Origin of the sequence: Exiguobacterium sp. s149, assembly GCF_018618395.1 — a bacterium.
Taxonomy (GTDB): domain Bacteria; phylum Bacillota; class Bacilli; order Exiguobacteriales; family Exiguobacteriaceae; genus Exiguobacterium; species Exiguobacterium chiriqhucha.
Genome location: NZ_JACSLZ010000004.1, coordinates 80,501 through 102,552, shown reverse-complemented (window position 1 = coordinate 102,552; position 22,052 = coordinate 80,501). Strand labels below are relative to the sequence as shown.

Annotated in this window: 24 protein-coding genes; 23 read left to right on the top strand and 1 reads right to left on the bottom strand. The window is 55.0% G+C overall.

Annotation, left to right across the window (positions count from 1 at the left end):
* Window positions 1–15 precede the first annotated feature (15 nt).
* The 10 genes from KNP81_RS07150 (at window position 16) to rnc (ending at window position 9,807) form a co-directional block, all read left to right on the top strand.
* On the top strand, window positions 16–1,707 hold the full coding sequence (locus tag KNP81_RS07150) for a DAK2 domain-containing protein (protein WP_214719455.1): 1,692 nt from the start codon (window positions 16–18) through the stop codon (window positions 1,705–1,707).
* Window positions 1,708–1,770: 63 nt separating this feature from the next.
* The gene (sdaAB, locus tag KNP81_RS07145; protein ID WP_021067084.1) at window positions 1,771–2,433 is read left to right on the top strand and encodes an L-serine ammonia-lyase, iron-sulfur-dependent subunit beta; all 663 of its coding nucleotides are present in this window, start codon (window positions 1,771–1,773) and stop codon (window positions 2,431–2,433) included.
* Between the two features lie 12 nt (window positions 2,434–2,445).
* Window positions 2,446–3,333 (top strand): L-serine ammonia-lyase, iron-sulfur-dependent, subunit alpha, encoded by an 888-nt coding sequence (sdaAA, locus tag KNP81_RS07140; RefSeq protein ID WP_021067085.1) that lies wholly within the window; start codon window positions 2,446–2,448, stop codon window positions 3,331–3,333.
* Window positions 3,320–5,350 carry an ATP-dependent DNA helicase RecG gene (gene recG, locus KNP81_RS07135; protein ID WP_214719454.1) on the top strand — a complete coding sequence of 677 codons (2,031 nt, stop codon included), beginning with the start codon at window positions 3,320–3,322 and terminating at the stop codon, window positions 5,348–5,350. Before sdaAA ends, recG begins: the two co-directional genes overlap by 14 nt.
* 92 nt (window positions 5,351–5,442) lie before the next feature.
* The gene (fapR, locus tag KNP81_RS07130) at window positions 5,443–6,012 is read left to right on the top strand and encodes a transcription factor FapR (RefSeq protein WP_021067087.1); all 570 of its coding nucleotides are present in this window, start codon (window positions 5,443–5,445) and stop codon (window positions 6,010–6,012) included.
* Window positions 6,009–6,998 carry a phosphate acyltransferase PlsX gene (gene plsX, locus KNP81_RS07125; RefSeq protein WP_214719453.1) on the top strand — a complete coding sequence of 330 codons (990 nt, stop codon included), beginning with the start codon at window positions 6,009–6,011 and terminating at the stop codon, window positions 6,996–6,998. Before fapR ends, plsX begins: the two co-directional genes overlap by 4 nt.
* Before the next feature lie 18 nt (window positions 6,999–7,016).
* Window positions 7,017–7,937, top strand: coding sequence for an ACP S-malonyltransferase (fabD, locus tag KNP81_RS07120; RefSeq protein WP_214719452.1), 921 nt, complete (start codon window positions 7,017–7,019; stop codon window positions 7,935–7,937).
* Window positions 7,930–8,670 (top strand): 3-oxoacyl-[acyl-carrier-protein] reductase, encoded by a 741-nt coding sequence (fabG, locus tag KNP81_RS07115; protein ID WP_021067090.1) that lies wholly within the window; start codon window positions 7,930–7,932, stop codon window positions 8,668–8,670. Before fabD ends, fabG begins: the two co-directional genes overlap by 8 nt.
* Window positions 8,671–8,729: 59 nt before the next feature.
* Window positions 8,730–8,969: an acyl carrier protein gene (gene acpP / locus KNP81_RS07110; protein ID WP_021067091.1), complete on the top strand. Its 240-nt coding sequence runs from the start codon at window positions 8,730–8,732 to the stop codon at window positions 8,967–8,969.
* A gap of 58 nt (window positions 8,970–9,027) precedes the next feature.
* The gene (gene rnc, locus KNP81_RS07105; protein ID WP_021067092.1) at window positions 9,028–9,807 is read left to right on the top strand and encodes a ribonuclease III; all 780 of its coding nucleotides are present in this window, start codon (window positions 9,028–9,030) and stop codon (window positions 9,805–9,807) included.
* 50 nt (window positions 9,808–9,857) lie between these two features.
* On the opposite strand, the gene KNP81_RS07100 is transcribed toward rnc, so the two are convergent.
* On the bottom strand, window positions 9,858–10,052 hold the full coding sequence (locus KNP81_RS07100) for a DUF1128 family protein (protein ID WP_021067093.1): 195 nt from the start codon (window positions 10,050–10,052) through the stop codon (window positions 9,858–9,860).
* Between the two features lie 115 nt (window positions 10,053–10,167).
* Between KNP81_RS07100 and smc the strand changes: the two genes are divergently transcribed.
* The 13 genes from smc (at window position 10,168) to KNP81_RS07035 (ending at window position 22,015) form a co-directional block, all read left to right on the top strand.
* Window positions 10,168–13,725 (top strand): chromosome segregation protein SMC, encoded by a 3,558-nt coding sequence (smc, locus tag KNP81_RS07095; protein ID WP_214719451.1) that lies wholly within the window; start codon window positions 10,168–10,170, stop codon window positions 13,723–13,725.
* Window positions 13,722–14,723: a signal recognition particle-docking protein FtsY gene (gene ftsY / locus KNP81_RS07090; protein WP_021067095.1), complete on the top strand. Its 1,002-nt coding sequence runs from the start codon at window positions 13,722–13,724 to the stop codon at window positions 14,721–14,723. Before smc ends, ftsY begins: the two co-directional genes overlap by 4 nt.
* Before the next feature lie 96 nt (window positions 14,724–14,819).
* Window positions 14,820–15,143 (top strand): putative DNA-binding protein, encoded by a 324-nt coding sequence (locus KNP81_RS07085; RefSeq protein WP_214719450.1) that lies wholly within the window; start codon window positions 14,820–14,822, stop codon window positions 15,141–15,143.
* 11 nt (window positions 15,144–15,154) lie between these two features.
* Entirely contained in the window at window positions 15,155–16,495 is a 1,341-nt protein-coding gene (gene ffh, locus KNP81_RS07080; protein WP_021067097.1) for a signal recognition particle protein, read from the top strand.
* An 81-nt stretch (window positions 16,496–16,576) separates the two neighbouring features.
* Window positions 16,577–16,852, top strand: a complete 276-nt coding sequence (gene rpsP / locus KNP81_RS07075; RefSeq protein ID WP_021067098.1) for a 30S ribosomal protein S16 — start codon at window positions 16,577–16,579, stop codon at window positions 16,850–16,852.
* Window positions 16,853–16,905: 53 nt separating this feature from the next.
* Entirely contained in the window at window positions 16,906–17,421 is a 516-nt protein-coding gene (gene rimM / locus KNP81_RS07070; RefSeq protein ID WP_214719449.1) for a ribosome maturation factor RimM, read from the top strand.
* Window positions 17,411–18,127, top strand: a complete 717-nt coding sequence (trmD, locus tag KNP81_RS07065; protein ID WP_214719448.1) for a tRNA (guanosine(37)-N1)-methyltransferase TrmD — start codon at window positions 17,411–17,413, stop codon at window positions 18,125–18,127. The genes rimM and trmD overlap by 11 nt, the downstream gene beginning before the upstream one ends.
* A gap of 113 nt (window positions 18,128–18,240) precedes the next feature.
* Complete coding sequence (rplS, locus tag KNP81_RS07060; protein WP_021067101.1) at window positions 18,241–18,594, top strand: 50S ribosomal protein L19; 354 nt, start codon at window positions 18,241–18,243, stop codon at window positions 18,592–18,594.
* 82 nt (window positions 18,595–18,676) lie between these two features.
* A complete protein-coding gene (gene lepB / locus KNP81_RS07055; RefSeq protein ID WP_214719447.1) occupies window positions 18,677–19,219 on the top strand; it encodes a signal peptidase I in 543 nt (180 codons plus the stop codon).
* Between the two features lie 12 nt (window positions 19,220–19,231).
* On the top strand, window positions 19,232–20,092 hold the full coding sequence (gene ylqF / locus KNP81_RS07050) for a ribosome biogenesis GTPase YlqF (RefSeq protein WP_131433895.1): 861 nt from the start codon (window positions 19,232–19,234) through the stop codon (window positions 20,090–20,092).
* Between the two features lie 41 nt (window positions 20,093–20,133).
* The gene (locus tag KNP81_RS07045; RefSeq protein ID WP_214719446.1) at window positions 20,134–20,886 is read left to right on the top strand and encodes a ribonuclease HII; all 753 of its coding nucleotides are present in this window, start codon (window positions 20,134–20,136) and stop codon (window positions 20,884–20,886) included.
* An 11-nt stretch (window positions 20,887–20,897) separates the two neighbouring features.
* Window positions 20,898–21,749, top strand: a complete 852-nt coding sequence (locus KNP81_RS07040) for a hypothetical protein (protein ID WP_214719445.1) — start codon at window positions 20,898–20,900, stop codon at window positions 21,747–21,749.
* Entirely contained in the window at window positions 21,746–22,015 is a 270-nt protein-coding gene (locus KNP81_RS07035) for an EscU/YscU/HrcU family type III secretion system export apparatus switch protein (protein WP_214719444.1), read from the top strand. The genes KNP81_RS07040 and KNP81_RS07035 overlap by 4 nt, the downstream gene beginning before the upstream one ends.
* The last annotated feature ends 37 nt before the right edge of the window (window positions 22,016–22,052 follow it).

The following is a 22,052-nucleotide window of genomic DNA, read 5'->3' as shown; positions in this document are numbered from 1 at the left end:
GAAGGAGGATTTGGTGTGGGTTTAAAACGTTTAGATGGATTGGTGTTCGCGAACATGGTCGCGAACGGTGCAGCCAACTTGAGCCAGAATGCGGATTATGTAGATTCGCTTAACGTCTTCCCGGTGCCGGACGGCGACACGGGGACGAACATGAATTTGACGATGACATCGGGTGCGAAAGAAGTGGCCGCACTCAACTCGGCGAATATCGCTGACGTCTCATCGAAGTTTGCACGCGGTCTCTTGATGGGGGCACGTGGGAACTCGGGCGTTATTTTGAGCCAGTTGTTCCGTGGTTTCGGTAAAGCAATCGAAGGCAAGACAGAAGTGTCGACAGTCGATTTCGCCGAAGCTTTGAAACGTGGCGTCGATACGGCATACAAGGCGGTTATGAAACCGGTTGAAGGAACGATTTTGACGGTTGCTCGTGAAGCGGCCGACGAAGCGCTCCGTGCTTCAGAGTCGACGAGCGACTTCAACGAGTTCATGGAACTCGTGATTGTCGAAGCGAAAGCTTCACTCGAACGGACACCGGACTTATTGCCGGTCTTAAAAGAAGTCGGCGTCGTCGATTCAGGCGGCCAAGGCTTGCTCGTCATTTATGAAGGGTTCCTCGCAAGCCTCGAAGGCAAAGAACTTGAGAAACCACATGCACCGGTCATGGATGCGCTCATTGAAGCTGAACATCATGCCCACGCCGCGCAAGGATTCATGTCGACGGAAGACATCGAATTCGGCTATTGCACGGAAATCATGGTCCGGTTCCAAGACGAGAAATTGAAGGACGCGCCGTTCAACGAGGACACGTTCCGCAATGAATTGTCTGAACTCGGTGACTCGCTCCTCGTCGTCGCAGACGAAGAGTTGCTCAAAGTTCACGTTCACGTCGAGACGCCAGGTGACGTCATCACGAAAGGACAGCGTTACGGGGAACTCGTCGCTGTCAAAATCGAGAACATGCGTCAACAGCACTCGACCATCTTAGAAGAAGAGCATGGCGCCAACCAGCACGGCGTTCAAACGGCTGCTCCGACGGCTCCGAAGGCGAAAGCGCCGTTCGCGATCGTCACGGTCGCGATGGGCGAAGGTGTCAGTGAATTGTTCCGTTCACTCGGGGCGGCCCACGTCATCGAGGGCGGTCAGACGATGAACCCATCGACGGAAGATATCGTCAAGGCAATTGAAGCGGCCAACGCGAATCACGTCTTCATCTTCCCGAACAACTCGAACATCATCATGGCTGCTGAACAAGCGGCCTCGGTCGCCCCTTGCGGCGTCTCGGTCATTCCGACGAAGACGGTGCCACAAGGACTCGCGGCAGCGATCGCCTTCAATCCGGAAGCGGATGTGGAAACGAACGAGCGCGGCATGAAGGCTGCGGCAAGCGCCGTCAAGTCTGGTCAAGTGACGTATGCAGTTCGTGATACGAGCATCGACGGTGTCGAAATTCGTAAAGACGACCACATGGCGATTGCCGAGAAGAAAATCGTCGCCTCATCGGCTTCGAGCCTCGAAGCGGCGAAAGCGCTTGTCGACGCGCTCGTGGATGCTGATGACGAAATCATCACGATTTTGACGGGCGAAGGTTCGTCAGCGGAAGACGTCGCAGCACTCTCGGCGTATATCGAGTCGAAGAACGACGAGATTGAAATCGAGGTCCATGACGGGAAACAACCGCTCTACTCCTACATTTTTAGTGTGGAATAAGCTGTAACTCAGCCCTACCTTCTGTATAATGAAGGTAGGGCTTTTTTGAAAGGGGGAAATGCGATGAAATATCGCAGTGTGTTTGATATCATCGGTCCGGTCATGGTCGGTCCATCGAGTTCGCATACGGCCGGAGCCGCGCGCATCGGCCTCATGGCTGGGAAGTTGTTCGGCCGTACGCCACGGCTCGCGCACATCACGTTTTATGGGTCGTTCGCCGATACGTATCGGGGGCACGGTACCGATGTCGCCATCGTCGGCGGCATCATGGGCTTCGATACGTTCGATTTGCGCATCCCGCAAGCACTCGATATCGCCAAAGAGCGCGGCATCGAGGTCGTCTTTGAGACGAGCGATGCGTTGACAGACCATCCGAACACGGCCCGGGTCCACCTCGAGGACGAGGATGGTACGTTCGAAATCGTCGGGATTTCAATCGGCGGCGGGACGATCGAGATTACCGAGTTGAACGGATTCCCGCTCAAACTGTCAGGCGGCGGTCCGGCACTCGTCGTGTTGCACCATGATCGCTTCGGGGCAATCGCGGCCGTGACCGGCATCTTGGCCCGGCATGAGTTGAATATTGGGCATATGGAAGTGAGTCGTCACGAGAAAGGCAAGCAAGCGCTCATGGCGATTGAGATTGATGAACATCTGTCAAAAGACGTGTTAGCGGAAATTGAGCGGTTACCTCAAATCGAGCGGGTAGCCATCTTTGGGGAATAAGGAGAAACCAATATGTTTAAATCAGTAGAAGAATTAGTCAGAACGGCAACAGAGCGAGGCATTCCGATTTCAGAAGTGATGATCGAGCAAGAAGTGCACGTCAGACGCTCGACGCGGGAAGAAGTCGTCGGCATGATGGAGCGCAATCTAGAAGTGATGGAAGAAGCGGTCGCGCGGGCACTCGAAGGCGTGACGTCCGTGACGGGTCTCACGGGGAACGATGCCGTGCTCATGACCGACTATATCCGTTCCGGCAAATCGCTCGCCGGAGACTTGATTTTAGATGCGGTCGCAAAAGCGATCGGCACGAATGAAGTCAACGCGGCGATGGGACGCATCTGCGCGACCCCGACCGCCGGAAGCGCCGGCGTCGTACCGGGTACGTTGTTTGCGGTCAAAGAACGTCTGGAGATGGACCGTGACGCGATGGTCCGCTACTTGTTCACGTCAGGAGCGTTCGGCTTCGTCGTCGCCAACAACGCCTCGATTTCAGGAGCGGCTGGTGGTTGTCAGGCGGAAGTCGGCTCAGCGACCGGGATGGCCGCCGCGGCCATCGTCGAAGCGGCCGGCGGGACGCCGGAACAATCGGCGACGGCGTTTGCAATCGCACTAAAAAACATGCTCGGTCTCGTCTGTGACCCGGTGGCGGGGCTCGTCGAGGTGCCGTGCGTCAAACGGAACGCCATGGGCGGGGCGAACGCCATCGTTGCGGCCGATATGGCACTCGCCGGCATCACGTCACGGATCCCTTGCGACGAGGTCATTTCCGCGATGCATGAGATTGGCCAGATGATGCCGACCGCGTTGAAAGAGACAGCGCGTGGTGGTCTCGCCAATACGCCGACGGCACGCCGTCTCGAACGAAACATCTTTGGAGAGAAAGAAAATGTCCAGAAGTGAGGCGTTGACGACGCTGAAAGGGGTCGGGCCAGAGATGGCCAAAAAATTAGAGACGATGGGTCTCGAACGAATCGAGGACGTGCTGGAGCACGTCCCGTTTCGTTATGAAAATTATAATAGCGGCACGGTGATGACGGCCATTCACGGAGACCTCGTCAAATGGAGCGGCACCGTCCAGGCGGCACCGCTCGTACGCTATTACAGCAAAGGCAAGAACCGGCTCCAATTCCGCTTGTTGCTCGAGGAGCGTTATGTCGTCCACGTGACGATGTTCAACCGGGCCTTTTATAAAGACAAGCTCGCGCTCGGCGCCACGGTGACGGTCAAAGGGAAATGGGATATGAACCGGATGACGATCAGTGCGACCGACCTCGAGTTCGGTGAGCTCTCGGATGGGTTGCAACCGATTTATTCGCTCCGGGCCGGACTGACCCAAAAGAATTTCGGACGCATCGTCAAACTCGCATTCGAACAGACGACCTCGTTCGAGAATCGCCTGCCCGAATCGATTCGGCAACGTTATCGTCTCGAGGACCGGGAGACGATGTTGAAAGGGATGCATTTCCCTGATTCGGTCGAGACGTATAAACAGGCACGCCGAAGTTACGTCTATGAAGAGTGTCTGCTCTATCAATTGAAACTCCAGGCGTTCCGTAAGATGGAGCGGGCGGGGAAAGGGCGCGCGCTCACGCTCGACAAGCAGCGGTTGAACGAGTTCGTCAAACAGCTCGCGTTCCCGTTGACAGGGGCACAGACACGTGTCATCCGGGAGATTGTCGGCGACTTAGAAAAGCCAGAACGGATGAATCGGTTGTTACAAGGGGATGTCGGGAGCGGAAAGACAGTCGTTGCCGCGATCGCCTTGTATGCGACGGTGTGCGCCGGCTATCAAGGGGCGCTCATGGTCCCGACGGAGATTTTGGCCGAACAGCATCTCGCCTCGTTGCAGGCGCTGTTCGAACCTTACGGCATGCGCGTCGGGCTACTGACGAGTTCGGTCAAAGGCAAGGCTAGGAACGAATTGCTCCAGGCGATTAAAGACGGCGACGTCGATATCATCGTCGGGACGCACGCCTTGATTCAAGGGCCGGTCGAGTTTTCGCGTCTGCATCTGGCCATCACCGATGAGCAACACCGGTTCGGAGTCGAACAGCGGAAAATGCTCCGTGACAAGGCGGAACTCGCCGACGTGCTCTATATGACAGCGACGCCGATTCCACGGACGCTCGCCATCAGCGCTTTCGGGGAGATGGACGTCTCGACGATTGATGAGATGCCGGCCGGGCGGAAGCCGATTGAGACGTATTGGGCCAAGACCGATCAAATTGACCGGGTCCATGCGATGGTGAACCGTGAGCTCGCCCTCGGACGTCAAGCGTACGTCATCGCGCCGCTCATCGAGGAATCGGACACGCTCGAAGTCGAGAGCGCGACCGCGCTCTACGACATGTTACGGGAGCGCTTCCCGAATTATGCGGTCGGTCTCATGCACGGTAAACTGTCGAGCACCGAGAAAGACGAGGTCATGAAGGCTTTCGCTAGCAACGCCCTCCAAATCCTCGTCTCGACGACGGTCGTCGAGGTCGGGGTGAACGTGCCGAACGCCTCGCTCATCATCATCCACGACGCCGAACGATTCGGCTTGGCGCAACTGCACCAGCTGCGCGGGCGTGTCGGTCGAGGCGCCGATCAATCTTACTGTATATTGGTAGGGGATCCAAAGTCCGACGTCGGGAAACTTCGTTTAAAGACGATGACCGAGACGAATGACGGATTCGTGCTCGCCGAGAAAGACTTGGAACTCCGCGGGGCCGGTGACTTCTTTGGGACGGCCCAAAGCGGTCTGCCGAGCTTCCGCGTCGCTGATCCAGTACTCGATTTAAAAGTGATGGAAGTGGCGATGCAAGACGCCGTCCGGCTGCTCGGGAGCGAGGCGTTTTGGAATGAGGCGACGTATGCCCCGCTCCGGCACTATTTGAAACGACTCGACTTACTCGTCGGAGAACGATTGGAATGACAAACAACACTTGAAAATAAAATCTAAAGAATATATACTGCTATTAATACCAGGTATTAAGTTCTTTAGCATAGAGTTTAGGAGGGAACTGAATGCGGGTACCTAAGAAAGAGCGGCAACGCTTATTGCAAGAAACGATTGATCGCAACCCGTTCATCAAAGACGAAGAGCTGTCGAAACAGTTTGCCGTCAGTATTCAAACGATTCGACTCGATCGGATGGAGTTAAAGATTCCGGAAGTGAGAGAACGGATCAAGCACGTTGCCTCAGAACACCTCGATGAAGTGAAGTCGCTCGCCATGAGCGAGGTCATCGGTGATATGATTGACTTGAAGCTCGATGAATCGGCCATCTCGGTTCTCGACATTGAGAGAGAACACGTCTTTAGCCGCAACGAGATCGCCCGGGGACACGTATTGTTCGCCCAGGCCAACTCGTTAGCGGTGGCGCTCATCAATGATGAATTGGCGTTGACCACTAAAGCGGACATCCGGTTTAGTCGCCAGGTCCATCTTGGAGAGCGAGTCGTTGCCAAGGCTCGTGTAATCAAACTACGTCGGGACGGAAGAACGGACGTCACAGTGGATAGTTATGTCGGCGAAGAGTGTGTCTTTAGCGGAGACTTCACGATCTATCGTCGCGGTGAGGAGGAACAGGCATGAAATTAGCAATCGATGCAATGGGCGGGGATCATGCCCCGAAAGCAATCGTGGAAGGCGTCAAACAGTTTGCCGACGCGTTCCCGAATGAGCAGATGGAACTGTTTTTAGTCGGAGATGAGGTCAAACTCGCCTCTTATGGGTTGACCGACCCGCGAATCAAAATCGTTCCGGCAAGTGAAGTCATCACCGGAGACGATGAGCCGGTCCGGGCCGTCCGCCGTAAAAAGGACAGCTCGCTCGTCGTGGCGGCCAAACTCGTCAAAGACGGAGAGGCCGACGCCCTCGTCTCGGCTGGGAATACCGGCGCCCTCATGGCGGCGTCACTATTCGTCATCGGACGGATTCCCGGCATCGAGCGTCCCGCGTTGTCACCTACGTTCCCTACATATACGGGTAGCGGTGTCGTCATTTTAGACGTTGGGGCCAATCCGGACGCTAAGCCTGAGCACTTGGTCGACTATGCGATCATGGGCTCGCTCTACGCTGAGCACGTCCGCGGCGTCAAGCGCCCGCGCGTCGCGCTACTGAACATCGGGACCGAGGCTGGGAAAGGAAACGCCCTCTCGAAAGAGGCGTACCCCCTCCTTGAACAAGCACCGGTCCACTTTGTCGGCAACGTGGAAGCACGTGAGGCGATGTCCGGTGACGTGGACGTCATCGTCACCGAAGGGTTCGCCGGAAACATTTTGCTCAAAGGTGTCGAAGGTTCGTCATCGATGCTCATGAAGATGATGAAAGAACAGTTCACGAGCGATTTCGTCTCGAAGCTCGCCGCTCTCGTCTTAAAACCGAAGTTGAAACGATTGAAACAAACATTAGATTATCGGGAACACGGTGGAGCCGGGTTATTCGGCATCAACGCCCCGGTCATTAAAGCGCACGGTTCGAGCGATGCGCTCGCCATCATGAGCGCGCTCAAACAGGCGAAAATCATGGTCGATCACGACGTCGTCGCGAAGATCAAGCAAGCCAAAGCCACAAACTAATTTAAAGAAGGTGAGTACATGGGGAAAACAGCATGGGTATTTCCAGGACAAGGGTCACAAGCCGTCGGCATGGGCCAAACGTTCCTCGACAATCCTGAACAACTGCACGCGATCGGCCGTCGCCTCGGATTTGATTTACTCGACGCCATGGCGGCAGGATCAAAAGAAGAGCTTCAACGGACAGAACTGGCCCAACCGGCCATTGTGGCACATGCGGCATCACTCGCACAAGCTCACGCCAAAACAGGGGCCGCGCCAGACATGGTGATCGGTCACAGCGTCGGAGAATATGCGGCACTCGTCATCGCCGGCGTCATCGATTTGGAAGAGGCGAGCGTACTCGTCCACGAACGCGGTAAGCTCATGTCAGAAGTGAAGGATGGGGCGATGGCAGCCGTCATCGGGATGACCGATGTCGACGAGGCGTTCCATGTGACGGAGAAAATCAGTGCTAGCGGGAACCTTGTACAAATCGCCAACTACAACTGTCCGGGTCAGTTCGTCATCTCGGGACACGTCGACGCGGTCAAACAAGCCGAGACGGACTTGAAAAAGGCCGGCGCGAAACGCGTCTTACCGCTCAATGTCTCTGGTGCGTTCCACAGCTCGTACATGATGCCGGCCGCGACGCGGTTCAAAGACGTGCTCGCTTCGTCACCGTTCAAACCGGCGGCGATCGGGATTATCTCGAACGTCGATGCCGAGGTCCATACCGACCCGGAGAAATTGAAAACACTCCTCACCGAGCAACTGTACGCATCGGTCCGATTCGAGGCGTGTGTCCGCAAAGCGATCGACGCTGGCGTCGACACGTTCATCGAATTTGGTCCGACGTCGCCATTGTCGGGTCTCATCAAGCGAATCGACGCGAACGTGACGATCAAACAGGCGACGACGCTCGAAGAGGTGGCCGCGTTAGGAGGAGAAGTACGTGCATGACCAAGTAGCAATCGTGACAGGCGCGTCCCGGGGGATCGGGGCCGCCATCGCGAAGCGTTTAGGGGAGGACGGCTTTCGGGTCGTCGTGAATTACTCGGGTAGTGTTGAGAAAGCAAAGGCTGTCGTCAGTGAGATTGAAGCGAACGGGGGCGAGGCCATCGCCGTCAAAGCGGACGTCTCGAATGCGGATGACGTGAAGGCGCTCATCAAGACGACGGTCGACACGTTCGGCCGCATCGATTGCCTCGTCAACAATGCGGGCATCACGCGTGACGGTCTCCTCATGCGCATGAAAGAGGCTGACTTTGACGATGTCTTGTCGACGAACTTGAAAGGTGCGTTCTTGACGTCGCAAGCCGCGACGCGGACGCTCTTGAAATCGAAGTCGGGCCGTATCATCAATATCGCCTCGGTCGTTGGCATCACGGGTAACGCCGGACAGGCCAACTATGCGGCGGCGAAAGCCGGGCTGATCGGCCTGACCAAATCGGTCGCGCGTGAACTCGCCGGACGCCATGTCACGGTGAACGCCGTCTGTCCTGGATTTATTCAGACGGACATGACCGATGCCTTGACCGACGCCCAGCGTGAGGCGACGCTCGGACAAATCCCGTTCAACCGCTTCGGCCAAGTCGAAGACGTGGCGAACGTCGTCTCATTCCTCGCTTCACACCAGGCGGCTTACGTGACGGGTCAAACGATTGCCGTTGACGGCGGGATGACGATGGCTTAAAATCAGAACTTTACCAATCGAATCACATTTTATATACTTTAATTTGGAGGGATTTTATCATGACAACAGAACAAATCTTAGTAGACGTACAAGCAGCAGTGGCAGAGAAACTCGGGAAAGATGTATCTGAGATCACAGCCGACAAATCATTTAAAGACGACCTCGGTGCGGATTCGCTCGAAGTTATGGAAATGGTCATGGACCTTGAAGACAAATTCGATATCACAATCGAAGATGAAGATGCAGAGAAACTTGCAACTGTCGGCGACGTTGTCGCTTACATCGAAACTAAATTGTAATCAAGCCTCCCACCGCTCGTCATGAGCGGTGGGCTTGTGCTTATTCACGGAGGGAATTATGACAAAGGATAAGCGACGGTTTGACCGTCAAGGGTCGGCGCAACGACGCCGACGAAATGAGCTCGAACGGTCTCGGATTCTCGAGCAGTTCAAGACACTTGAAGAACGGCTATCCGTTCGATTCACGAATCAGGACCTATTGATGCAAGCGTTCACCCACTCCTCATACGTCAACGAACAACGCGGTCTGAAAAAAGACAATGAGCGCTTAGAGTTTTTAGGCGACGCGGTGCTCGAGTTGACGGTGTCTCGGTTTTTGTATGAGACGTATCCGGAGCGCTCCGAGGGGGAATTAACGAAGTTGCGGGCGGCCATCGTCTGTGAGCCGTCACTCGTCAACTTCGCGGAAGCCTATGCTTTCTCTGATTTTATCTTGCTTGGGAAAGGTGAAGAGTTGACCGGCGGTCGGAAGCGTCCGGCGTTACTCGCCGATGTGTTCGAATCTTACATCGGTGCGCTCTATCTGGACCAAGGGATTGAACCAGTCGAACAGTTCCTCGCCGAAGCGGTTTTTCCGAAAGTCTTAGCGGGTGTGTTTGAAGAACAGACCGATTATAAGAGTCAGCTTCAAGAGAGCGTGCAACGCGAAGGGCTCGGCCCTGTCTCGTACACGATTATCGAAGAGCGCGGGCCGGCCCATAGCAGGGAGTTCGTCGCCCATGCCCGTCTGTCTGACGATATCGTCGGGGAAGGCATCGGCCGATCGAAGAAAGAAGCCGAGCAGCTCGCGGCGAAAGAAGCGTTAATCGAATTCAATCGGCAATACGCCGGCCTTTAACAAAAAGGAGTGGACCTCTCAACGGGTCCACTCCTTTTTGTATCATCTAGTTACGTCAATTGCCCGAGTTCTTCGACGATTCCATCCACTTCAGAAATCGACAACGATGAACGATTCATCACGTAGTCGTAAATCTCTTTGACGGCCGAGGCGTCGGCACGGTTATATTCTTCCGCTTTGATGGCGCCGCGGTTGATGATGTTCATTTTGTCGAGAATTTCCTCAATCATTTGTTCGTTAGTCATCGGTCGTACCCCTTTCTACAGTTCTTTTTAGAATAGCATGATTCTAGCATTTTGACGAACTGGCAACTGTGGTAAAATAAACAAATGAATGCTTACTGAGGATAGGATGGTCACGATGCACTTAAAACGAATCGAACTCGCTGGCTTTAAATCGTTTGCCAAACGGATTGAACTGGATTTTCGTCCCGGCGTAACAGCCGTGGTTGGACCGAACGGGAGCGGAAAATCAAATATATCGGACGCTGTTCGCTGGGTACTCGGTGAGCAGTCGGCCAAATCGCTCCGTGGAGCGAAAATGGAAGATGTCATCTTTGCCGGCAGTGAAGGGGAGAACCATCGCAACGTCGCCGAAGTGACGCTCGTGTTGGACAATACGGACGCCCATTTGCGGCTGCCGTATGAAGAAGTAAGCGTCACGCGACGTGTCACGCGGAGCGGCGACAGTGACTACTTTATGAACAAGAAGCCGTGTCGTCTCAAAGATGTGATCGACCTGTTCATGGATACGGGTCTGTCGCGTGATGCCTTCGCCATCATCGGCCAAGGGCGGGTCGAGCAGGTCATCTCCGGGAAACCGGAAGACCGCCGTGCCGTCATCGAAGAAGCGGCGGGTGTCTTGAAATACCGCCAGCGTAAAAAACAAGCGGAACGGAAACTGCAGGACACTGAATTGAACTTGTCCCGCGTCGACGATATCTTGTATGAACTCGCCGACCGGGTCGAACCGCTCCGTGAACAAGCCGCGCTCGCCCGTGAGTATCAAGTCGCAAAAGCTCGGCACGATGAGCTCGAGACGGGTATTCTCGGTGCCGAGATTACGGAACTCGGCACAGGAATCACCCGTACGAACGAACAACTCGGGACGGCGTCCGCCCATCTCGCTGAGCAAGACGGCGCGTTGAACGCGATTGTGGCGGAACGGACGGAGCTCGAGGCGACACTCGCCGTCGATCGGGAAACGCTCGATATGCTCCACCAGGACGAACGGACACAGGCGACCGAACTGGAACGATTGACCGGCGAAATCAAGCTCGCGAAAGCCCGCGAAGAGCACGGGGCGGAAACGAAAGAACGTCTTGAGCGCCAGCGGGTCGAGTTGGCCGAAGAGGCCGAACAGTTGACGCAGAAATTGCACGTGGCTGAGGCGGATTTGGCGTCTAAAACCGAGGCGTTACATACCGTCGAGGCGGCACGTGTCAAACTCGACACACAATTGACGGCAGCCACACGCGATTTTAACGCGGAAATCGAACAACTCCAAGGCGAGGCGTTCGAACTGGCGACGACCCGTGCCACGCTCAGCAATCAACAGAAGCGGGAACGACGGGATATCGAACAAGCCGAGGAAGCGAAAGCCCGCCTCCTGCGTGAGAACAAGGATCGCCTCGATGTGAGGACCGAACAGACAGCTTCGCTCGAGGCCGAGCAGGCTCGTCTCGATGAGGCACGGACGACGTGGGAGACGTTGCTCGCGCAAGAAGCCGATTTGACCGAACAAGAGACGACACTGAGAGACAAGCTGGCCCGGGCCGAGCAGTCGTACCACGACCTCGACCGCCGGCGTCAGAAGACCGAGGACCGCATCGAATTGCTCGAGCGGATGAAGCAGTCATATGAAGGCTACTTCCATGCCGTCAAATTCGTGTTGAAAGAACGGGGGCCGGGCGTGCTCGGTGCGGTCGCGGAATTGATTCGCGTTCTCCCGTCCTACGAGGCCGCCATCGAGACGGCGCTCGGTCAGACGCAACAACACATCGTCGTCGAGACGGATGTGGTCGGTCGCCGAGAAATCGATCGGCTACGGAAGGCGAATGCTGGACGGGCCACGTTTGTGCCGATGACGAGCGTGAAGGAACGTTACGTCCCGAGTGAAGTCGCGCACCGGCTCGAATCGCTCGACGGATTCGTCGGCATCGCCGCCGACCTCGTCGAGACGGCCCCGGCCTACGACAAATTGAAACGGTCCCTTCTCGGTGCCGTCATCGTCGCCAACTCACTCGAAGTCGCCAACCGGATCGCCCAGACGACCGGGTATCGCTATCGTATCGTCACGCTCGACGGGGACATCGTCAACGTCGGCGGTTCGATGACCGGGGGTAGCCGGAAGCAAGGCGTCGCCTTGTTCACGCAATCGCGTGAACTCGATGACTTGAAGCACGGATTGACGCAAGGGCTGGCCATGCTCCATGAGCAACAGTTGCGCGTGACGACGTATACCGATGAGATGTCCCGGTTGCGAGAGTCGCTCCAGACAATCAGGCTCAAAAAACGTGAGGCCGAAGAGACGCTCCGTTCGACGGAACAGGCGTACCGAAGCTTGGAGAGGGTGTCACAAGACGCCAAGGCGCAACTTGAACTGTTCGATCATGAAATGGCCCGCTATGCTCATACGATTGAAGCCGCGACGAACGAATTGACGCGGCTCGCACAAGAGCTCGAGGCGACCGATGTGAAACAAGCCTCGATTCGGACCGAGCTCGAGGCGCTCCGCGGTGAGCAAGCGAAAGGTGCCGCGACGACGGGGCAACTGCAAGAAGCCATCCGTCAAAACGAACTCGATCGCCAACGGCATACGCTCGACCTCGACCGGGTCCGCTCGGAAGTCGAACGGCTCGAGGCCGAGGTCGCCAAACAGACGGCGCGTCTTCGTCAAATTGAACGTGAGCTCGAACATGTGGCGAGCGGCCGGGTCGTCTCTTCAGCCGAACTCGAGCTCGAACATGTCGAGGCGGTCAAACAGATGGACGCGCTCAAAGCGCGCCTGACGCAACAGTTGAACCAGCTTCACGCGAAAGAAGAATCGTACCGGATTCTAAGACAGCGCGAACAACAAGCGACGGACGTGCGCCGTCGACTCGATGCGGACGTCCGTAAACTCGAGACCGACGTGAACGAACTGGAGTTGAAACGGAAGTGGAAACTCGATGCGCTCGATGAACGTGGACTCGTCTTCGATTTGCTGCCGACGCTCACAATCCCGCTCGATGAGGCGAAAGAGGAGTTCAAACTGCTCGTCCGCCAAATTGAGGAGATTGGTCCGGTCAATTTGAATGCGATTGAAGAGTTCGACCTCGTCAATGAGCGGTTCATGTTCTTGTCTGAACAGCGGGACGACCTCGTCAGCGCCAAAGAGGATTTGTATGACATCATCAACGAGATGGACCGCGAAGTGACACGATTGTTCAAAGAGACGTATACGCTCGTCCGCGGTCACTTCAAACAGACGTTCCAGGAACTGTTCGGTGGCGGCGAGGCCGATTTGAAATTGGTCGACGAGTCCGACTTGCTCAATACGGGCATCGATATCGTCGCCAAACCACCCGGGAAGAAACTGCAGACGCTCAGTCTGCTCTCAGGGGGAGAACGGGCCTTGACGGCGATTGCGCTCTTATTCGCGATTTTGAAGACGCGTCCGGTGCCGTTCTGTGTACTCGATGAAGTCGAGGCGGCGCTCGATGAGGCGAACGTCCATCGGTTCGGGGAATATATCCGGACGCTGTCGATCGACACGCAATTCGTCATCATCACGCACCGGAAAGGGACGATGGAGGCGGCGGATACGCTCTATGGCGTGACGATGCAACAAAACGGGGTCTCCGAGGTGCTTTCGGTCGAATTATCTGAAGCGAAGCGCGTCGTTGAGACGGAAGAAGAGATGGAGGAATTAAGTTGAGTTTTTTTAAGAAGCTAAAAGATAAATTGACGACCTCGACGCAAGAAGCGTCACAAAAGTTTACCGATGGATTGACAAAGACCCGCGACGGGTTCGCGAATGCCGTCAACGATCTCGTCTATCGGTTCCGCGAAGTCGATGAGGATTTCTTCGATGAACTCGAGGATCTGCTCATCCAGGCGGACGTCGGAGTGACGACAACGATGGACCTTGTCGAAGATTTGAAAGAAGAAGTGAAGCGCCGCAACTTGAAAGATCCGGTCGCCGTCCGCGACGCGCTCGTCGAAGTCGTGGCGAAGCGACTTCAAGAGGACGAGTCGGACCGTGAGTTGAACATGCAAGACGGATTGACGGTCATCTTGTTCGTCGGCGTCAACGGCGTCGGCAAGACGACGACGATCGGCAAGCTCGCCCATCAATTGAAGTCGGAAGGCCGTTCGGTCATGCTCGCGGCGGGCGACACATTCCGGGCCGGTGCCATCGACCAGCTCCAAGTATGGGGCGAACGCGTCGGAGTCCCGGTCATCCGTCAAGCCGAAGGTTCCGACCCGGCCGCGGTCGTGTTCGACGCCGTCCAGGCAGCGAAATCACGCGGCGTTGACGTCTTGATTTGTGACACGGCCGGACGTTTGCAAAACAAGGTCAACTTGATGAACGAGCTTGAAAAAGTGAAACGGGTCATCGAGCGCGAAGTGCCGAACGGACCGCATGAAGTGTTGCTCGCGCTTGACGCGACGACTGGGCAGAACGCGATGGTCCAGGCGAAGGCGTTCAAACAAGCGACGAACGTGAGCGGCATCGTCTTGACGAAGCTCGACGGCACGGCCAAAGGCGGTATCGTGCTCGCGATTCGAAACGAGCTCGATATTCCGGTCAAATACGTCGGGCTCGGCGAGAAAATCGATGATTTACAAGCGTTCGACCCGGAACAGTTCGTATACGGATTATTCGGGGACATCTTCGAAGAAAAACAACAGACAAACGATGACCTCGCCTAAGTTTCTCTGTTAAGAAAAAAACTTGACAAGAGCTAGGGACGGCTGTACTATTGGTAGTTGTAAAGGGATTTCACTTAACATGTGGAGGTGGAGGTCATGTCGCTCGAAAAGACGAATCGAATGAACTACTTGTTCGATTTTTATCAAGCACTACTCACACCGAAGCAGCGCAACTATATGTCTCTTTATTACCTAGATGACTACTCGCTCGGAGAGATTGCGGAAGAGTTTGAAGTCAGCCGTCAAGCGGTCTACGATAACATAAAGCGTACCGAAGCGATGCTTGAGCAGTATGAGGAGAAGTTGGCCTTGTTCGACAAATTCGAACAGCGGCAACAACTGCTTCAGACGCTCAAACGTCAAGTCGAGCATTCGCCCGATGCGACGGAAACGATTTCGGCGCTTGAGAATTTAGAGTAGGGGGCTGAAGCATGGCATTTGAAGGATTATCCGAACGGTTGCAATCGACACTGGCGAAAATGCGGGGGAAAGGTAAAATTTCCGAAGCAGATGTCAAAGAGATGATGAGAGAAGTTCGTCTCGCTCTCCTTGAAGCCGATGTCAACTTCAAAGTGGTCAAACAGTTCGTCAACGACGTGAAAGAACGGGCCATCGGCCAAGACGTCATGAAATCGTTGACACCGGGCCAACAAGTTGTCAAAATCGTTCATGAAGAGCTAACGACTTTGATGGGAAGCGACGTCGTCCCGATCACATTTAACCCAAAACCACCGACAGTCGTCATGATGGTCGGGTTACAAGGTGCGGGGAAAACGACGACGACCGGGAAGCTCGCGAACTTGATTCGCAAAAAGCATAACCGGAGTCCACTTCTCGTCGCGGCAGATATTTATCGGCCTGCGGCCATCAAACAGCTCGAGACACTCGGCAAGCAACTCGATTTACCGGTGTTCTCACTTGGCGACCAAGTGAAGCCGGAAGAAATCGTCACAAAAGCGCTCGAGTACGCCAAAACCAATCATCACGATTTCGTGTTGATCGATACGGCCGGTCGCCTTCACATCGACGAGACGCTCATGGGCGAACTCGAAAACGTGAAGACGATTGCCAAACCGAATGAAATCTTCCTCGTCGTCGATGCGATGACGGGTCAAGATGCGGTCAATGTGGCCGACAGCTTCAATGAGAAACTCGGAATCACCGGCGTCGTGCTCACAAAGCTCGATGGTGATACACGTGGTGGGGCAGCCCTTTCAATCAAGGCAGTCACGGGAGCGCCGATTAAGTTCGTCGGTCTCGGTGAAAAGTTGGATGCCCTCGAACCATTCCACCCGGAACGCATGGCGTCACGGATTCTTGGGATGGGGGACGTGCTCACACTCATTGAAAAAGCCGAGTCACAGATGGACCAAGATGCTGCGAAGGAGCTTGAAAGCAAAATTCGCGATGCATCGTTTACGTTCGATGATTTTATCGAGCAGTTGGGTCAAGTGAAAAACATGGGCCCAATTGACGAATTGCTCTCGATGTTACCTGGTGCAGGTAAGATGAAAGGGTTGAAGAACGTCCAAATCGACGAGAAGCAACTCGATCATGTCGAGGCGATCATTCGCTCGATGACAAAGCATGAGCGCTCCAATCCTGAAGTGCTCAACGCGAGTCGTCGCAAGCGGATCGCAAAAGGGAGCGGTCGTTCCATCCAGGAAGTGAACCGTCTCATCAAACAGTTCGATGACATGAAGAAGCTCATGAAGCAGATGTCAGGACAAATGAAAGGGAAGAAAAAAGGTCTCGGCCTTCCGTTCTTCTAAGAAAACTTTTGTCAGTCGGGCAAAAAAACAGTATACTATTAAAGTTGTCAATTCTTAAACACATGATGGAGGTATATTACCATGGCAGTTAAAATTCGTCTCAAGCGCATGGGCGCAAACAAATCACCTTTCTACCGGATCGTTGTAGCTGATTCACGTTCACCACGTGATGGCCGTTTCATCGAGCAACTCGGTCACTACAACCCGGTTGCAAAACCAGAAGCAGAAGTTCGCATCAACGAAGAACTCGCTCTCAAATGGTTGGCAGACGGCGCGAAGCCATCTGACACAGTACGTAACTTGTTCTCTAAAGCAGGGATCATGGAGAAATTCCACAACGCGAAAAACGCGAAGTAAGGATGTGGCCGACCTTTTATGAGGTCGGCCCATTTTTTTGAGGAGGCACAACAATGGAATGGTTATACGTAGGTAAGATCGCCAATACCCACGGCTTGAAAGGGGAACTGAAGTTGCTCGCCGCGACCGATTTCCCAGCCGAACGCTTCAAGAAAGGCGAGACGCTCTATTTGGACGTCGATGGCAAGAAGCTCCCGTTCGAGGTGACGACGTATCGTCCGCATAAGCAGTTCCATCTCGTGACGTTCAAAGGGCTTGAGAATATCAATCTCGTCGAGAAGTATAAAGGGATGAAACTATACGTTCATGTCGAGCACGTCCACGAGTTACCGGAGCATGAGTTTTACTATCACGAGATTATCGGTTGCGAGGCCGTCGTCGACGGTGAGGTCATCGGTGTCGTCGACGATATCTTCGAGACTGGTGCCAACGACGTCTGGGTCATCAAACGCCCTGGCAAGTCGGACGCGCTCATCCCGTACATCGAATCGGTCGTGAGCAACATCGATGTCGAGGCGAAACGTGTCGTCATCACCCCGATTCCGGGAATGATTGACGATGAAGATTGATGTTTTAACGTTATTCCCCGAGATGTTCGCCCCGCTCAATCATTCAATCGTCGGACGGGCCCGTACACTCGGACAAGTCGAGATGGCGTTCACGAACTTCCGTGACTTCTCGACGAACAAACACCATAAGGTCGACGATTACCCGTACGGTGGCGGGGCGGGCATGTTGCTCACCCCACAGCCGATCTTTGACGCCTTCGACGCCATCAATAAGAAGCGTCCCCGCGTCATCGTCACGACGCCAACTGGACGCCGTTTCGACCAACAGATGGCGGAAGCATGGGCGACCGAGGAACACTTGATCTTTTTATGCGGCCATTATGAAGGGTTCGATCAACGGATTCATGACGAGCTCGCGACGGACGAAGTGTCAATCGGTGACTTCGTCATGACCGGCGGTGAGCTCGCCGCGATGGTCATGATCGATGCGACGGTCCGTCTCATCCCGGAAGTGCTCGGGGATCAGGCGAGCCATGAAGATGACTCGTTCTCGACAGGGCTACTCGAGTATCCGCACTATACACGCCCCGCGGAGTTCCGTGGTCTGAAAGTGCCTGACGTGCTCTTGTCGGGCAATCACGCCAAAATCGAAGCGTGGCGCCGAGAGCAGTCGCTCCTGCGCACGTATCGCCGGCGACCGGACCTGCTTGAGCGCATTGAACTGTCGAAGGCAGATAAAAAATTCATTGAATCGTTGCGCGATTGACCGAATTGTGCTATGTTTGAGCATGTGGGTTAACCCCACCAATTACCGATGTTCCGCTGTTGGATGCTTGGGCAGATGAAGATATGAACATTGAAGAAAAAGGAGAACTATTCATGAACACACAAAAACTGTTCCGTGAAATCACAGAAGAACAATTCAAATCAGACGTACCTGCTTTCCGTCCTGGTGACACAGTACGTGTCCACGTTAAAGTCGTAGAGGGAACGCGCGAGCGTATCCAGATCTTCGAAGGCGTAGTCATCAAGCGTAAGGGTGGCGGCATCGGCGAAACATTCACAGTTCGTAAGATTTCTTACGGCGTAGGTGTTGAGCGTGCATTCCCGCTTCACTCACCACGTGTCGCGCAAATCGAAGTCGTTCGTTACGGTAAAGTCCGTCGTGCGAAACTCTACTACCTCCGCAACCTTCGCGGTAAAGCAGCACGTATTAAAGAAATCCGTCGTTAAGATGGGGATTAAGCTTGTCGCTTGCGACAAGCTTCTTTTTTTCTAGTACAATAAGTTCAAACGGACAGAGGAGTGAGGCAAGTTGAAAGAAGTGTTCAGTTGGCTTAAGGCGATCGTCGTTGCGCTCGTCATCGCGTTCGTGATCCGGACGTTCATCTTTGTACCTGTCATCGTCGAAGGAGAGTCGATGATGCCGACGCTCCAAAATGCCGATCGCATGATCGTCAGCAAAATCTCGAACTACGTCGGTGAGCTCGACCGAGGCGATATTATCGTCTTCCACGCGACAGAATCGAAAGACTATATTAAACGCGTCATCGCCATTCCTGGCGACACGCTCGAATATCGGGACGATACGCTCTACTTGAACGGTGAGGCGGTCGAAGAACCGTATTTAGAGGATTTTAAGGCACAGATGAACGGTTTTCCTCTTACCGAAAACTTTACGCTCGAACAAGTGACGGGCGAGACGGTCGTTCCTGAAGGCTCGTACTTCGTCATGGGTGACAATCGTCAAAACTCGAAAGACAGCCGTGAAATCGGCTTTGTCCCGAAAGAGGACGTCGTCGGCAAAACGAACTTCGTGTTCTGGCCGCTCGGCGATTTCGGGACCGTACAAGAATAAGGTGGTGTTTGTTTGGCAATTCAATGGTTCCCTGGCCACATGGCCAAGGCACGAAGACAAGTAACAGAAAAGTTAAAGCTCATCGATGTCGTCATCGAACTCGTCGATGCACGTGTTCCGCAATCGAGCCGTAACCCGATGGTCGATGAGATCACGGAAGGCAAACCGCGTCTCATCGTCTTGAATAAAGCCGATATGGCCGATCCGGTCGTCACCGACGCCTGGCTCCGCGCCTTGAAGCGCGATGACATCGAGGTCGTCGCCGTCGACGCGAAACATAGCAAAGGCTTGAAGCAGCTCATGTCGGGCGCCGAGAAGCTCATGCAAGAGAAGCATGACCGCATGCGTGAGAAAGGCCGAAACCCCGGTCCAATCCGCGCGCTCATCATCGGCATACCGAACGTCGGCAAGTCGACACTCATCAACCGTCTCGCTGGACGCAACATCGCTGTCACCGGCGACCGTCCGGGTGTCACGAAGCGTCAGCAATGGATCAAGATGAAAGGCGGCGAGATGGAACTGCTCGACACGCCTGGAATTCTGTGGCCGAAGTTCGAGGACCAGATGGTCGGCTATCGCTTGGCGGCGACCGGTGCCATCAAGGATGATATCTTGAACCTTGATGATATCGCGCTCTATACGGCCCGCGAGCTGTCGGCCCGCTATCCGGAACAGTTGAAAGAACGATTCAAAATCGATCAACTGCCGGAAGATGCCGTCGAACTGCTCGAATTGATTGGGAAGAAACGTGGACTCGTTAGCGGCGGCTACGTCGATTTCGAGAAAGCGAGCGAATTACTATTGAACGAACTGCGTCATGAGAAAATCGGACGCGTCTCCCTAGAGACGCCGGCCGACCATGACATGGCGTGAAGTCCTGTGCAAACAGGGCTTTTTTGAATAGGAGGAACGGAATGACGATTCAAGCGATTAAACAACGGCTACAGACGGTCCGATATGAAGAGTGGGAGCAGGTACGGGCCGAGTTGAAAGGCGACCCGCGGGCGGGCGTCCAGACGCTCATCCGGCAACGAGAGCGACAGTTCGCACAAGAACATGCCCTCCGTGCCGATTATACGGCCCGTCAGACATTCGAAGACGAGTGGAAGGCCCAAGGGTTCCGTCTCATCGGTGGTGTCGACGAGGTCGGTCGAGGGCCGCTCGCGGGGCCAGTCGTCGCGGCGGCCGTCATCTTGCCGGAAGGGTTTTATCATCCCGGCCTGAACGATTCGAAAAAGATGTCAAAACGTGCGCGGGAACTGGCATACCGCATCCTCATGGACAAGGCGTCGGTCGGTGTCGGCATCGTCGACGCTGACGTGATCGACCAGGTCAATATTTATGAGGCGACGAAACTGGCGATGGTGGAAGCGGTCCGGCAGCTCGGAACGGTCGATGCGCTGTTGATTGACGCGATGCGGCTCGACCTCGACATCCCGCAGCAGTCACTCATCAAAGGGGATGCCCGGAGTGTCTCAATCGCGGCGGCGAGCGTCGTCGCAAAAGTTGTTCGCGACAACATGATGGAGGATTACGCTATCCTCTATCCCGGGTACGGGTTCGAACGGAATGCGGGTTATGGCACGAAAGACCATTTGACCGGCCTCGCGGAACACGGTATCACACCGATTCACCGGAAGTCGTTCGCACCGATTAAACAGATGTAGGAGGGGAAACGATGCGCATCGATCACCAAGGCGTCCTGCCGTTCAAGGTCACCGAACAAAATTCACGGCAACTGCTCGTCGGCAATACGGTCGTCGGTCGGGTACTCCAACTGTTGCCCGGCGGCGAGGCGGTCATGCAGCTGCCGCAAGGCATGTTCCGGGTCGGGGTGAACGCCGACGTCAAAGAGAACGTGACGTACAAAATGGTCGTCACGGATCTCGAGCCGAAACTCGTCTTGAAGGTCGTGCCGCAACAAGCAGAAGCGCTCGCGCAAGTAGCGCGGTCACCGCTCGCCCAGCTCGGCAGCGAGCTCGGGCGTCTGGCGCGCCAACCACTCGCTACGCCCGAGCCGCTCCAGGCGCAAGGCCGGCAACTGCTCGAGAGCGGGGCCGGTGCTGACGTGAAGCAACTCGTCGTCGAGCTGTTCAAAGCGAAAGGCGACCCGAAGTTCGAACAGTTCGTCCGGGCCCAGGAGACGTTCAACGCCGTGCAGGCCCCGCCGTTCGTCGTTCAAGCATTTCACATACCGCATTTAGGACCGTTTGAACAAGTGCGGTTCCGTCTCGAGGCGCCGAAAGGCGAGGTCATCGACTCTGATCATGCCCGCATCGTTCTATTCCTCGAGACCCCGAAATATGGAGAGACGGGCATCGATTTGCTCGTCCAGAAGCGGCACGTGTCGGTTAAAGTGTTCAACGAGCAACATGACTTGAGTCCGTTCGTCAACGCCTATGAGCCGTTGCTCGGGCGCGCACTCGTAGCTAGTGGCTATGAGCTGTCCCGCTTCTCGTTCGAACCAAAACAGGAAGCAACGGTACCGGACACGTTCGCCCCGCTCGGAAAGGTGGACCAACGCGTATGACCGATCGCAAACAAGCCATCGCCTTGTCCTATGAGCAATCGATGGAGTCACCGCGCGTTGTCGCCAAAGGGGGCGGACTCGTCGCCGAGCGCATGCTCGTGCTCGCGCAAGCGAACGGGGTGCCGATTCATGAGGACCCGGCCTTACTGTCACTCTTGTCCGCCCTACAGATTGAAGAGCAGATTCCAGACGACCTATATCAGGTCATCGCCGAGCTTTTCGTGTTTCTTTATCAGATGGAACAAGGAAAAATCGAAGATGTCTAGGGGTAGATGTGAAAAAAAGATGAAAACATAAAGCAAG